Origin of the sequence: Microbacterium sp. JC 701 (assembly GCF_021026215.1) — a bacterium.
GTDB classification, from domain to species: Bacteria; Actinomycetota; Actinomycetes; order Actinomycetales; family Microbacteriaceae; genus Microbacterium; species Microbacterium algihabitans.
Genome location: NZ_JAJNCV010000002.1, coordinates 93,352 through 106,234, shown reverse-complemented (window position 1 = coordinate 106,234; position 12,883 = coordinate 93,352). Strand labels below are relative to the sequence as shown.

The 12,883-nt window shown below is 71.0% G+C and carries 10 protein-coding genes and 1 tRNA gene; 4 read left to right on the top strand and 7 right to left on the bottom strand.

Annotated elements, in window-relative coordinates; genetic code table 11:
- Positions 1-269: 269 nt before the first annotated feature.
- Positions 270-1,118: an undecaprenyl-diphosphate phosphatase gene (locus LPW41_RS08440; protein ID WP_154096698.1), complete on the bottom strand. Its 849-nt coding sequence runs from the start codon at positions 1,116-1,118 to the stop codon at positions 270-272.
- A gap of 8 nt (positions 1,119-1,126) precedes the next feature.
- The gene (locus tag LPW41_RS08435) at positions 1,127-2,428 is read right to left on the bottom strand and encodes a M20/M25/M40 family metallo-hydrolase (RefSeq protein ID WP_230704586.1); all 1,302 of its coding nucleotides are present in this window, start codon (positions 2,426-2,428) and stop codon (positions 1,127-1,129) included.
- A 163-nt stretch (positions 2,429-2,591) separates the two neighbouring features.
- Between LPW41_RS08435 and LPW41_RS08430 the strand changes: the two genes are divergently transcribed.
- A tRNA-Leu gene (locus LPW41_RS08430) sits at positions 2,592-2,677 on the top strand.
- Between the two features lie 115 nt (positions 2,678-2,792).
- Here LPW41_RS08430 and LPW41_RS08425 read toward each other — a convergent pair.
- On the bottom strand, positions 2,793-3,743 hold the full coding sequence (locus tag LPW41_RS08425) for a manganese catalase family protein (protein ID WP_230704585.1): 951 nt from the start codon (positions 3,741-3,743) through the stop codon (positions 2,793-2,795).
- A gap of 206 nt (positions 3,744-3,949) precedes the next feature.
- On the opposite strand from LPW41_RS08425, the gene LPW41_RS08420 reads away from it, so the two are divergent.
- Complete coding sequence (locus LPW41_RS08420; RefSeq protein ID WP_230704584.1) at positions 3,950-4,996, top strand: isopenicillin N synthase family oxygenase; 1,047 nt, start codon at positions 3,950-3,952, stop codon at positions 4,994-4,996.
- A gap of 39 nt (positions 4,997-5,035) precedes the next feature.
- Here the strand turns inward: LPW41_RS08420 and LPW41_RS08415 are convergent, their stop codons facing one another.
- Entirely contained in the window at positions 5,036-6,115 is a 1,080-nt protein-coding gene (locus tag LPW41_RS08415) for a VIT1/CCC1 family protein (protein ID WP_144833310.1), read from the bottom strand.
- A gap of 363 nt (positions 6,116-6,478) precedes the next feature.
- Positions 6,479-8,326, bottom strand: a complete 1,848-nt coding sequence (locus LPW41_RS08410; protein WP_144833764.1) for a DEAD/DEAH box helicase — start codon at positions 8,324-8,326, stop codon at positions 6,479-6,481.
- Between the two features lie 678 nt (positions 8,327-9,004).
- Between LPW41_RS08410 and LPW41_RS08405 the strand changes: the two genes are divergently transcribed.
- Both LPW41_RS08405 and LPW41_RS08400 read left to right on the top strand, forming a co-directional pair.
- Positions 9,005-9,865: an SGNH/GDSL hydrolase family protein gene (locus tag LPW41_RS08405; protein WP_230704583.1), complete on the top strand. Its 861-nt coding sequence runs from the start codon at positions 9,005-9,007 to the stop codon at positions 9,863-9,865.
- A 5-nt stretch (positions 9,866-9,870) separates the two neighbouring features.
- Positions 9,871-10,533 carry a hypothetical protein gene (locus LPW41_RS08400; protein WP_230704582.1) on the top strand — a complete coding sequence of 221 codons (663 nt, stop codon included), beginning with the start codon at positions 9,871-9,873 and terminating at the stop codon, positions 10,531-10,533.
- 23 nt (positions 10,534-10,556) lie between these two features.
- Here LPW41_RS08400 and LPW41_RS08395 read toward each other — a convergent pair whose 3' ends face one another.
- Positions 10,557-11,366, bottom strand: coding sequence for an RNA methyltransferase (locus tag LPW41_RS08395; RefSeq protein WP_154096703.1), 810 nt, complete (start codon positions 11,364-11,366; stop codon positions 10,557-10,559).
- A 129-nt stretch (positions 11,367-11,495) separates the two neighbouring features.
- The gene (locus LPW41_RS08390; protein ID WP_230704581.1) at positions 11,496-12,698 is read right to left on the bottom strand and encodes an amidohydrolase family protein; all 1,203 of its coding nucleotides are present in this window, start codon (positions 12,696-12,698) and stop codon (positions 11,496-11,498) included.
- Positions 12,699-12,883 lie beyond the last annotated feature (185 nt).

Here is a 12,883-nt window from a genome sequence, read left to right as displayed (position 1 = left end):
CAAGCTCAGGGACCTCGCGTTGCAAGGTGGCTGAGCCTGTCGAAGCCACCGCACCCCACCGCCCTGCCCGGCCCTTCGACAAGCTCAGGGACCTAGCCGAACCAAGGTGGCTGAGCCTGTCGAAGCCACCGCACCCCACCGCCCTGCCCGGCCCTTCGACAAGCTCAGGGACCTCGCGTTGCAAGGTGGCTGATCCTTTCAGGGACCCCTCCACCGCACACGACGACGGCGCCGCCCCGATCGGGACGGCGCCGTCGTCGCATCCGGGATCAACTGGCGATGATCGTCGACTCCGCGGGGATGACGCCGAGCACCAGCAGCACCATGATCAGCACGCCGAGGGCGACGCGGTAGATCACGAACGGCAGGAAGCTGCCGCGCTTGAGGTACTGCATGAGGAACGCGATCACGACGTAGCCCACGACGAACGCGATGATCGTCGCAATGGCCGTCTCGCCGAGCGTGTACGGGCCCGTGCCCTCGTCGAAGCTCTTGTAGAGCTCGAACAGACCGCTGGCGAACACCGCGGGCACGGCGAGCAGGAACGAGTACTCCGCCGCGGCGGTGCGCTTGTATCCGAGCGCGCGGCCGAGCGTCGTGGTGGCACCCGAGCGCGAGACGCCGGGCACGAGCGCGAGGGCCTGGGCGAAGCCGTAGGCGATGCCGTGCGGGTAGGTGAGGTCGTCGAGGTCTCGGCGACGCTTTCCGTAGTGGTCGGCGAGACCGAGCAGGATGCCGAAGACGATGAGCACGACGGCCGTGATCCACAGGCTCCGGAAGTTGTCGCGGATGAGGCTCTGCAGCAGTACACCCAGAAGGGCGATGGGGATCGTGCCGATGATGACGAGCCAGCCCATGCGGGCGTCAGGGTCGTTGCGCGGCACCTTGCCGGTGAGCGAGCCGAACCACCGCGAGATCACGCGGACGATCTTCTTGCGGAAGTAGATCAGCACGGCGAGCTCGGTGCCGATCTGGGTGATGGCGGTGAAGGTCGCACCCGGGTCGGTCTGCGACGGGAGGAACTCGCCCACGATGCGCAGGTGCGCACTGGAGGAGATGGGGAGGAACTCGGTCAGGCCCTGGACGAGCCCGAGGATGATCACCTCGAAGATGTGCATTCGGTCCTTCAGTACGTTCGGAGGAGGTCGGCGAGAACTCGTCGACCGAACTCGAGCGCGTCGACGGGGACGCGCTCGTCGACACCGTGGAACATCCCGGTGAAGTCGAGATCGGCGGGGAGTCGCAGCGGCGCGAATCCGTAGCCGGCGATGCCGAGGGCCGACAGCGCCTTGTTGTCGGTGCCGCCTCCCATCAGGTACGGCAGCACGGGCACGCCCGGGTCGTGTCGGCCGAGCTGGGCGACCATGGCGTCGACGAGGTCGCCCGAGAACGGCACCTCGAGCCCGATGTCCTGGTGCACGATCTCGATGTCGACGTCGGGTCCGACGATGCGGCGGATGTCGGTGAGGGCGGCCTCTTCGGTCCCCGGCAGCACGCGCACGTCGATGAGCGCCTCGGCGCGGTCGGGGATGACGTTGTGCTTGTAGCCCGCGGTGAGTCCCGTGGGGTTGGTGGTGGTCCGCAGCGTCGAGCGGATGAACGCGGATGCCGCGCCCGTGCGCAAGGCGAGGGCATCGGGGTCGCCGGCGTCATCACCGGTGATGTCGGCGAGGCCCGCCAGCAGCTGGGAGGTCGTGTCGGTGAGGCGAATGGGCCACTCGGTGCGGCCGAGGGCGGCGACGGCCTCGGCGAGCTTCGTCACGGCGTTGTCGGGGTGCAGGCCGCTGCCGTGGCCGGCGCGACCGCGGGCGACGAGCTTGAGCCAGACGAGGGCCTTCTCGCCGACCTGCAGCAGGTAGGCGCGACGACCGCCGACGGCGATCGAGTAGCCCCCGACCTCGCTGATGGCCTCGGTCGCGCCAGCGAACCACTCGGGGCGGTTGCGGATGACGAGGGCCGACCCTTCGACCCCGCCGTTCTCCTCGTCGGCGAAGAAGGTCACGATGATGTCGCGCTCGGGCTGCTCCCCCGCGCGCACGAGCTCGGCCACGGCGGTGAGGATCATGGCGTCCATGTCCTTCATGTCGACCGCGCCGCGGCCCCACAGCACGCCGTCGCGGATCTCTCCCGCGAACGGGTCGACGCTCCAGTCCTCGGCGACGGCGGGCACGACGTCGAGATGCCCGTGCAGTACGAGGGCCGGCTTGTCGCGGTTGCGCCCCGGGATGCGCGCGCACACGTTGGTGCGGCGCTGGATCGGCTCGTAGTACTCGGTTTCGAGGCCGAGGTCCTCGAGGTAGGCCCCGACGTACTCGGCGGCCTCGCGTTCGCCGTTCGCCCGGCCTCCGCCGTAGTTGGAGGTGTCGAACCGGATGAGCTCGGATGCGACGTGCGCGACCTCGGGCAGGTAGGGGACGACCTTGGGCATGGCCACTACGGTACCTGCGGCGGGGCCGCTCTCCCGACGCGCGACGCCCCGCGACGCGCTCCGCCGGCGCGCAGGACGCGCCCGGGCTGCTGCACCGGTTCGAGGCGCGGCCCCGGGCATGGTAATGTCGTTCCTCGTTGCGAAAGCGACAAATCACCCAGATGCGCGGGTGGCGGAATAGGTAGACGCGCTAGCTTGAGGTGCTAGTGCCCTTTAACGGGCGTGGGGGTTCAAGTCCCCCCTCGCGCACACACGAGAAAGACCCCCCGGGTTCATCCCGGGGGGTCTTTCTCATTTCTGCGACAGGGTAGGGCTTGGACCCGTGCGGGGTTGGGCCCCTGGCGCCCGAGAGGCTCCGCTCGGCTCAGGCCATGCGCCCGAAGGTCGCGTCGATGTCGGCCATCTCCATCGCGGCGGTGGCCTCGATCAGCTCACGCAGGTCGGCGTCGGCTCCGGGCGAGAACTCCTCGAGGCGTTCGGGCGAGATCGTCATCGGCGCTCCCGCGGGAGCCTGCTCGCTGGCGTCCAGCTGCGTCCCGTCATTCGAGGGCGAGGCGCCCTGGAAGATCTTGCCGGCTTCGGACTGGTTGCCGAGGTCGAACGAGTACTGCTTGCTCTGGAGTCCCAGATCGACCAGCCGCTTGACCTCCGGGAACTGCTCGGCGTTGGTCTTCGGGATCGGCAGCGAGGTGCGCCAATTCACCCCGAGCGTCTCGAGCGCCTTGGCGTAGGCGTTCTCGTGAGCCTGATCGCGGACGATCAGGTACGAGATCGTGCCGCGCGCCATCTTGTTGTCGGTCATCTCGTAGAGGCGGCACTTCTGCAGACGGCCGGTCGATTCGAGCATCAGGTTGTACAGCAGGTCGAGGACGAGATTGCCCGAGTTGTACACGTAGCTCCCCGACCAGGGGTTGCCGACGGAGTCGACCGGAAGCGCGCCCTGCGCTCCGACCAGGTAGTGGTGGATGTTCCCGTGGTCCACGGCGATGCTCAGCGGGGTGGCTCCGCCCGCCCCGGGCTGGTCGACGGGGTCGGCGGGCGTGCCGTGGTAGCCGGGCGAACCGTCGAGAAGGCGAGAGATCGTGGTGCCGATCAACTCGACGTGGCTGATCTCCTCCGTACCGATCCCCTGGATGAGGTCCTTGTAGGCCTTTCCCGACGGACCGCGGAAGTTCATGCTTTGGAAGAGGTACTGCATCATGGTGCGCATCTCGCCGAACTGCCCGCCGAGCCCTTCTTGGAGCGCGTTCGCGGCGGCCGGATCCGGCTCGTCCTGAGCGATGTCGTTGATGAATTCCTGCAGGTGAAAATACATGTTTCCTCCAAGGGGGTGGGTGGCCGACAGTGCGCCCGAAACGCTCCGTCGCCGAGCCCGTAGCCATGGCGGGCGTCGGCGACTACCCTGCCCGGTGGCCAGCGGCGCCATCCGCTCTCCCACCCCCACGGCATCCGGAACCCCCGTCCCCGATCCCGTGACGCTGCGGAAACACAGATGTGACATCGCGCGCTTAGCGTCGGGCCATGGCTTCTTTCCACGTGCCCACGATCGACATCTCGGCGTGGGTGGGTCCCGGTCCTGACCATGCCCGCGCGGCGGTGGTCGCGGCGGTCGACCACGCGTGCCGCACCGTGGGATTCATGCAGATCGTGGGGCACGGGGTTCCGGATGCCGTGATGCACGACCTCGAGGACGCACTGGACGAGTTCTTCGGCCTCCCGCTCGAGGCGAAGAAGGCGTACGTGCGACCGGCGGGCGAGAACCGCGGGTACAGCCCGCCCAAGAGCGAGTCGCTCAGCTACAGCCTCGGGGTGGATCCGGTGACGCGCATGAACGACTTCTTCGAGGCGTTCAACGTCGGCACGTCGTGGCAGGAGTATCCGGGGGCGTCGGTGTCGCCCGACGATTACGCGACGAACACGTGGCCCGCCGAGACGGCGCTGTTCGAGCCGGCCGTTCGCACGTACTACGACGAGGCGCGACGGGTCGCCCACACGCTCACCCGCATCTTCGCGGCGGCGTTGCGCGTGCGCGACGACTTCTTCGACGGGCTCACCGACCACTCCATCGACGTGCTGCGGATGAACAACTACGCCCTGCCGCCGGGGTCGATCGAGCTCGGCGCCGAGTTGACGGGCATGGGCGAGCACACCGACTTCGGACTCGTCACGGTGCTGTGGGCCGATCAGGTGGCGGGCCTGCAGGTGCTCGGGCTCGACGGTTCGTGGAACGACGTCGCGCCCGCCGACGGCGCGCTGCTGGTCAACCTCGGCGACGTCGCCGCGCGACTCACCAACGACAAGTGGCTCTCGACCCTGCACCGGGTGAAGCCGCCGGTGATCGACGGCACGATCGAGCGGCGGCGTTCGGCGGCGTTCTTCCACGACGGCAACGCGGATGCCGTGGTGGGCCCCCTTCCGCACTTCGTCACCACCGAGACTCCCGCGCAGTACGAGCCGGTCACGGTGAGCGAGCACATCGCCGCGAAGCTGGCCGGGTCGCGTGCCGGGCGCAAGAACGTCTCGGCGGTGCGCGAGGCCGCGCGGGTGACCGCAGCGAGCCGAGCCTGAGCGCGGGTGGCGCTGCCCGAGGCAGCGCCACGCCCGGCGTCAGGCCGCGGACACCCCGAACAGCAGGCCCAGCACGTAGGTGACGGCGGCGGCGCCGAAGCCGATCGCGAGCTGGCGCAGACCCCGCTTCAGCGGCGACGCACCCGAGAGCAGGCCGACCATGGCGCCCGTGCCGAGCAGCGCGATGCCGACGAGCCCCAGCGCGAGGGCGACGGCCGGGAAGCCGGCCATGCCGAAGATCCACGGCAGCACCGGGATGATCGCGCCCGAGGCGAAGAACAGGAAGCTCGACAGGGCCGCTCCCCAGGCGCTGCCGACCACGTCGTGCGAGTTCTCGCCCGGGGCGGCGGCGACCGGTGCGGAGCCCGCCTGCGCGGCGGTGACGACCTCGCGGGCCTTGTCGAACGCGGCATCCGGATCCATTCCGCGCGTGCGGTAGACCAGGGCGAGCTCGTTGGCGTCGAGGTCGAGGTGGGGCAGGGCCGAGTCGGCGAAGTCGCTCTCTTCGGTGGCCTCGAGCAGTTCGCGCTGCGAGCGCACCGAGACGAACTCCCCCGCGCCCATCGACAGGGCGCCGGCGAGCAGACCGGCGATTCCGCTGAAGAGCACGAAGCTCGGCGCGACGCCGGTCGCCCCGACACCCATCACGAGGGCGAGGTTCGAGACGAGTCCGTCGTTGGCGCCGAACACGGCGGCGCGGAAGGTTCCCGACAGTCGGCGGCGGCCGCGCGCGGCGAGTCCGCGGACGACCTCGTGGTGCACGCGCTCGTCGGCGGCCATCGCGGCCGTGGCGTAGGGCTCGTCGGCATAGGGCGAGCGCGCTTCGGCGTTCTGCGCGAGGGCGAGCACGAAGATCGAGCCGAACCGGCGGGCCATCCAGGAGAGCAGGCGTGTTCCGATGCCGGGCGACGGCAGGCGCTTCGGCGTCTCGCCGAGGAGGTCGATCCAGTGCTGCTCGTGTCGGCCTTCGGCTTCGGCGAGCTCGAGCAGGATGTCGCGCTCCTCGCCGGTGCGGCGCGACGCGAGCTCGCGGTACACGCGCGCTTCGGCGCGTTCGTCGACGAGATAGCGCGCCCAGCGGCGGCGATCGCGGGCGGTGGGTGTGGCGAGGTTCGTCACGGGGCTCCTTCAGGTCGTCCCCCACCGTAATGAGGGCGATCCGGGCCCCCGGGCGCGTCGGTCGATACTGACAGCATTTCGGCTCCCCGAAGCCCGGAAAGACGCGGATGCCGGGGGGCCCATGCCAGCATTTCGGGGTCGCGAAAAGCGGGGTCGCGGGGCCGAGGTCGGGTGACGCGGCCGGCGGCGAGGCGCATCGCTCGGGCAACGGCGTCGGGCCCTCTGTGGCCTTGAAACTGCAGTTCGCTGACGAGTCGGTTGCAGCCTGTCACCGGAATGTCAGCGAGATGCAGTTTCGCGACGCGGAGCGCGCGGGTGACCCACGCCGACCCGCAGCCCGGACGAGACCGCAACCCGCCCGGATCAGGAGTGCACGCGCCGGCGCAGCACGTCGATGCGCGCCTGCAGCTGCGCGACGGTGGCGTGCGAGACGGCGGGGCCTCCGCAGATGCGGCGGAGCTCTGCGTGCACGAGGCCGTGCGGCTCGCCGGTCTGGCGGGCGTACAGCCCGACCATGGTGTTGAGCAGCTGACGCTGCTCCTTGAGCGTGCGGTGGAGAGGGGCGGGGAGCCCGCCGTCGTCGACCGAGGCCGGCTCGACACCGCTCTCCTTCTCGGTCGCCTCGCGGGTCGAACGGTGGCGCGACTGCCGCGTCGCGCGCGACATGAGCACCTCGTGCACCTGCTCGGGCTCGAGAAGGCCCGGGATGCCGAGGAACTCCTCCTCCTCGATGGTTCCCGGGACCGCGAGCTGCCCGAACTCCTGCCCGTCGAACAGCACGCGATCGAAGTGCGCGAGCGAGCCGAGCGCCTGGTACTCGAATTCCTGCTCGAGCGCGTCGGAGGCTTTGTCCTCGCGCTCGGCGGCATCCATCATGTCTTCTTCGGCGTTCCACTGGTCTTCCGCGTCGCTGTCGCGGTCGAGGGCGTGGTCGCGCTGCGCCTCCATCTCGCCGGCGAGGGCGAGCAGTTGCGGGACGTTCGGCAGAAAGACGCTCGCGGTCTCACCGCGACGACGCGCGCGCACGAAGCGGCCGATCGCCTGCGCGAAGAACAGCGGGGTCGAGGCGCTCGTAGCGTATACGCCGACGGCGAGGCGCGGCACGTCGACGCCCTCCGACACCATGCGCACGGCGACCATCCAGCGCGTCGTCCCCTTCGAGAACGTCTCGATGCGTCCCGAGGCCTCCGCCTCGTCGGAGAGCACGACGGTGACCTTCTCGCCGCTGATGTCTTCGAGGATGGCGGCGTAGGCGCGCGCGGCGGTCTGATCCGTCGCGATGACCAGGCCACCGGCATCCGGAACCGTCTCGCGCACCTCGGTGAGGCGGCGATCGGCGGAGCGGAGCACCGCGGGGATCCAGTCGCCGTTCGGGTCGAGCGCGGTGCGCCAGGCCTGCGAGGTGATGTCCTTGGTGTTGTCTTGCCCGAGCTGGGCCTCCATCTCCTCGCCCGCCTTGGTGCGCCAGCGCATCTGACCGGCGTAGACGAGGAAGAAGACGGGGCGCACGACGCCGTCGTCGAGGGCGCGGCGGTAGCCGTAGGCGTAGTCGGTGCGCGAGAGGCGGATGCCCTTCGAGTTCGGGTGGTACTCCACGAACGGGATCGGCGCGGTGTCGCTGCGGAACGGGGTTCCCGACAGCAGCAGGCGGCGCGTGGCGCGGTTGTAGGCCTCGCGGAGGGCGTCTCCCCAGCTGAGGGCGTCACCGCCGTGGTGCACCTCGTCGAGGATCACGAGAGTCCGGGCATCCATCGTCAGGCGCTGGTGCACCTCGGCCTTCACCGCGACCTGCGCGTAGGTCACCGCGACGCCGTGGTACTGCCGCGAGGGTGTGGCGTGCCGATTGGAGAAGAAGGGATCGAGACGGATGCCGACGCGTGCCGCCGCTTCCGCCCACTGGGTCTTCAAGTGTTCGGTGGGAGCGACGACGACGATGCGGTCGATCACGCGACGACGCATGAGCTCGGAGGCGAGGCGGAGGGCGAATGTCGTCTTACCGGCGCCGGGGGTGGCCGCCGCGAGGAAGTCGCGGGGACCCTTGCCGACGCCGTCGGGCCCGTCGGAGCCGAAGTATTGATCCAGCGCTTCGGCCTGCCATGCGCGCAAGCGCTGCGCGGTTCCCCACGGGGCGCGCTGCGGGAACGACGGAGACAGGTGCTCGGCGGCGAACGAACCGAAATGCGGCTCGGTGCCGTCGAGCGATCCATCGATCTGCGGGTCGGCGATCGCCCCGGGCGCGGGGGCGTCGGCGACGGGTGCGGTGGCGTGCGCCGGGTCGACGGGGGCGTCGGGGGATGTGGGGGCATCGGCGGCGGATGCCGGGGGCGCGGCATCCGGAATCGTCCTAGGAGGCGCGGGGGCGCCGAGGGTGCCCGGGGCGGGGGTTGCGACCGGGCCGGGGCTGGCGATCGGGCCGGGGGTTGCGACGGGGCCAGGACTTGCGACCGGACCGGGACTCGCGACCGGACCGGGACTCGCGACCGGGCCGGGAGAGGCGATGCGGGGAGTCGCCGTTTCGGCGGCGGGGCTCGTGTGCGGGAGGGCCGAGGTGCGGGCTTCTTCTTCCAGCATCGAACCTCCATCCCTCGCGAGCGCGAACATCCACGATAGGTCACTCCCGCGCTCCCCGTCGCGGGGCGCGGATGGCGGCCCGCCGCCTGTGCGTCGGTCGGAGGTCGCCGGGCGGGCAGAACGCAGGAGTTGAGGCATCCGCCCCGTGTCGTGGCCAGTTTCTCTGCATGGCCGGGTCGGGCGCGTCGGAAACTCCTGCGTTGTGGACGTCGGCGCGGGCGGCGGGCGGCGCCGGGGCGGGCCGACGGGGCGCCCGGGGCACGCACCGCTCGCTCGCAGTGTCGGAGGCCGGGGGTACCGTGGAAGGCGGAGGTTTCGATGACACTCGATCCGCACTCGCCCCGCACCTCGCCCACGCCCGACAATCCCGGCCCCCACCCGTGGCGCCGCTTCGTCGCCCTGGGCGACTCGTTCACCGAGGGCATCGGCGATCCGCTGCCCGACGGCGGCCATCGCGGCTGGGCTGATCGCGTCGCCGAGGTGCTCGGCGCGCAGGTCGACGACTTCGCCTACGCCAACCTCGCCGTGCGCGGGAAGCTCATCGCGCAGATCGTGGCCGACCAGATCGAGCCCGCACTCGCGCTCAAGCCCGACCTCATCACCATCTCGGCGGGCGGAAACGACGTCATCCGGCCGGGCAGCGATCCCGACGCGGTATCACGGCAGTTCGAAGACGCCATCGCGCGCCTCAGCACCAGCGGGGCGACCGTCGTCGTGTTCACCGCGATCGACACCGAGTTCACGCCGGTGTTCCGCGGCATCCGGGGCAAGGTCGCGATCTACAACGAGAACATCCGCTCGATCGCCGACCGTTACGACTGCGTCGTCGCCGACCAATGGGGTCTGAAAGAGGTGCAGGACATGCGCTTCTTCGACGACGACCGCCTGCACTACAACTCCCTCGGTCACCACGAGGTCGCCCGCATGGTGTTGCGGGCGCTCAACGTGCCGAACGACCTCGAGCCGATGAAGGCCGAGACCATGGCCATCACCACCTGGCGCGCCGCCCGCGAGAAAGACTTCGTGTGGGCGCGCGAATACCTCGTGCCGTGGGTGCTGCGGCGCCTGCGTCACCAGTCGTCGGGCGATCACATCCGGGCCAAGCGACCCGAGCCGCTCCCGATCGTGACTCTCGCCCCGGGTCCGGATGCCGCGGGCCCCCGCGAGACGCAGGTCTGACCCCCGTGCGCACTCTTCCCGACGCGGTGGGCGCTCTCCTGCAGGCGGCTGATGCCGACACGCTGCTGCGCGACGCCGACGCGCTCGCCGAGGCTCTCGCCGACGCCGGCTGGGCTCCCGAGGTCGAAAGCGGTCGCTTCAGCGCCGACGGATGGGACGTCGTGTCGTCGGCCTGGCCGCCGAACCTGTCGGTGTTCCGCGACGGCGACCTGCTCGATGTGCGTCGAGACGCCCTCGCGATCGCCGCGACGCTGAACGCCGAGCCGCAGCGGTGGGCCTTCGAGACCGAGGGCCCCGACTGGTCGGGCTGGACCACCGACGACCCGCGGTGGGACGACGACCAGATCGACTGGCTTCTCTGGCACGGGCAGGGCGTCGTCGTCGAGCTGTTCACCGCGCCCGCGGTTGCGGGTGAGGTGCCCGCGCACCTGCACCTCGCGATCGAGCGTGCCGACTCCCCGCCCGAGGGGCTGCCGCGAGACGATGTGCGCGACCTCCGCGTGGCATCCGAGGGGAGCATCGTCGAGCGGTGGTTCCTCGTGGGTGAGAGCGACCTGCCCGACGAACTACTCGCCACGCTCGAGGCCGACCCCGATCAGCGCGTCAGCGCAGCCGCGGCGTCGGAGCGCCGGATGCGCGACGGCGGGTTCGACGACCCGACCGGCTGAGCCGCTCTAGGCGGGTCTCCGTCTCAAACCCGCCGCCCCCGCCCGAGCTCCCACAGCGCCACCGCGCTGGCAGCTGCGACGTTGAGCGAGTCCACTCCCCCGGCCATCGGGATCGTCACGACGGTGTCGGCCGCGGCGAGCGCGTGACGGCTGAGTCCGTCTCCCTCGGATCCCATCAGCAGGGCGACGCGTTCGTGCCCGGCGGCCGAGAAGGCGTCGAGGGTGACGGCGTCGTCCGACAGGGCGAGGGCCGCGAGGTGGAATCCGGCGTCGTGCAGAAGGGGCGCGGCATCCGACCATTCGGGCAGGCGCGTCCACGGCACCTGGAAGACGGTGCCCATGCTCACGCGGACGCTCCGCCGGTAGAGCGGGTCGGCGCAGCGCGGCGTGACGAGCACCGCGTCGGCGCCGAGGGCGGCTGCGGAGCGGAACGCCGCACCGATGTTGGTGTGGTCGACGATGTCTTCGAGCACGACGACGAGCCGCGCGTCGCGCACGATCTCTGCGACGGATGCCAGGGCGGGGCGATGCATCGAGGCGAGGAGCCCGCGGTGCACGGTGTACCCGGTCACCTGCTCGGCGATCTCGGCCGCGACCACGTAGACCTCGGCGTCGTCGCCGACCAGGGCGAGCGCGTCGGCGAGGAACTTCTCCTGCACGAGCACCGATCGCGGGCGGTGCCCGGCACGCAGCGCGCGGTCGAGCACCTTGGCGGACTCGGCGATGTACAGCCCACCCGCGGGCTCGCTCACCCGGCGCAGCGAGACGTCGGTGAGGTCGCGATAGTCGGCGAGGCGCGGGTCGTCGGCGGAGTCGAGCGGGATCACGGGCATTCCCCCATCCTCCCAGCACGCCCCGCACGCCCCGCCCGCGCGTTGAGTGTCCACAACACCCCGCCCCCGTCCGTTGCATACGGCGTGCCGTGGACCCTCAACCCCCCGGGGGGGGGGACGCGCCGCGCGTCACGCGACGTGCAGTGCGCGGCCTCCCGCGATCACCAGGGCCCGCTCGGGTTGGCGCACGAGAGCGTCCATGGGGTTCTCGGCATCCACCAGCACGATGTCGGCGCGAGCGCCCTCGACGAGGTCGTGCACGTCGCGGCCGACCGCCCACGCTCCCGCGCTCGTGGCCAGCTTCACCACGCGCAGCAGGTCGTCGTCGCGCACGAGTCCCCCGGCGCGGGCGTACTGCCAGGCGATGCCGAGCGTGTCTCCGGTGCCGTAGGGGCTCCACAGATCGCGGATGCCGTCGGTGCCGAGCCCCAGCGCGACTCCGGCCGCGTCGAGTTCGGCGAGGGGCAGCTGCGTGTTGCGCAAGGGCGCGACGGTGGTCATGCTGACTCCCGCCTCGCCCATCGCCGCGAGGAGGTCGCGACGGCGGGCGGGCGCGAGGTCGGCGACGGCGAATCCGTGCGCGATGTTCACGCGTCCGCCGAGTCCGTGCCGCTGAGTGCGTTCGATGAGGAGCTCGATCTGGAACGCCCCGAGCTCGGCGGGGTCGTGCAGGTGGATGTCGATGCCGACGCCCGTGTCGGCGGCGAGCGCGACGAGGGCGTCGATCTGGCCCACGGGGTCGCGGTCGATCGTGGCGGGGTCGAGCCCGCCCACCCAGTTGACGCCGTCTCGCCCCGCGGCCTCTCGCAGCAGGTCGAGCACACCCGGGCGGCGCAAAATCCCGTCTTGGGGGAACGCGACGATCTGCACGTCGAGGGCGCCCTCGTATCGCGCGACCGCCTGTTCGACCGCCTCGATGCCGCGCAGGCCCACGCCGAGGTCGACGTCGACGTGCGAGCGGATCGCCGTGGTGCCGTGACGCACGAGTTCGCGCAGCACGACGGCCGAGCGTTCGATCGACGGGATGCCGAGGGCATCGCGCTGAGCGCGCTCGTGGCGGATGCGCCCGTCGGTGCTGCCCTCTCCCCCGTACGACTGCCACGGCAGGCCCCACCACGACTTGTCGAGGTGCGCGTGCGCGTTCACGATGCCCGGGAGGGCGAGGAGCCCCCGCCCGTCGAACTCGCGCACACCGATCGGATCGATGGCCGCGGGCCGGATGGCGGTCATGCGACCGTCGGCGATGTCGATGTCGACGGCATCCGCTCCCCACGGCCGCACGCGGCGGAGACAGGTGACATCGAGCATGGCCGGAGGCGACAGGGGGGTCATGGCCCCAGTATCCGTGGGCGAGCGCGCGGCTCGGGGGTGCCGCGCTCGACGAGCGGTGATCCGGATGCCACGACCGGGGCACCCACCGGCCCCTCCCCGCGCGGGTCCGGGTCTGCGGCTCGGGGGTGCCGCGCTCGACGAGCGATAATCCGGATGCCACGACCGGGGAACCACACCGACCCCTC

Coding starts and splice junctions, on each gene's coding strand:
- LPW41_RS08440 (WP_154096698.1), bottom strand. CDS start 1,118: ATGCACATCTTCGAGGTGATCATCCTCGGGCTCGTCCAGGGCCTGACC.
- LPW41_RS08405 (WP_230704583.1), top strand. CDS start 9,005: ATGACACTCGATCCGCACTCGCCCCGCACCTCGCCCACGCCCGACAAT.
- LPW41_RS08390 (WP_230704581.1), bottom strand. CDS start 12,698: ATGACCCCCCTGTCGCCTCCGGCCATGCTCGATGTCACCTGTCTCCGC.
- LPW41_RS08395 (WP_154096703.1), bottom strand. CDS start 11,366: ATGCCCGTGATCCCGCTCGACTCCGCCGACGACCCGCGCCTCGCCGAC.
- LPW41_RS08420 (WP_230704584.1), top strand. CDS start 3,950: ATGGCTTCTTTCCACGTGCCCACGATCGACATCTCGGCGTGGGTGGGT.
- LPW41_RS08435 (WP_230704586.1), bottom strand. CDS start 2,428: ATGCCCAAGGTCGTCCCCTACCTGCCCGAGGTCGCGCACGTCGCATCC.
- LPW41_RS08425 (WP_230704585.1), bottom strand. CDS start 3,743: ATGTATTTTCACCTGCAGGAATTCATCAACGACATCGCTCAGGACGAG.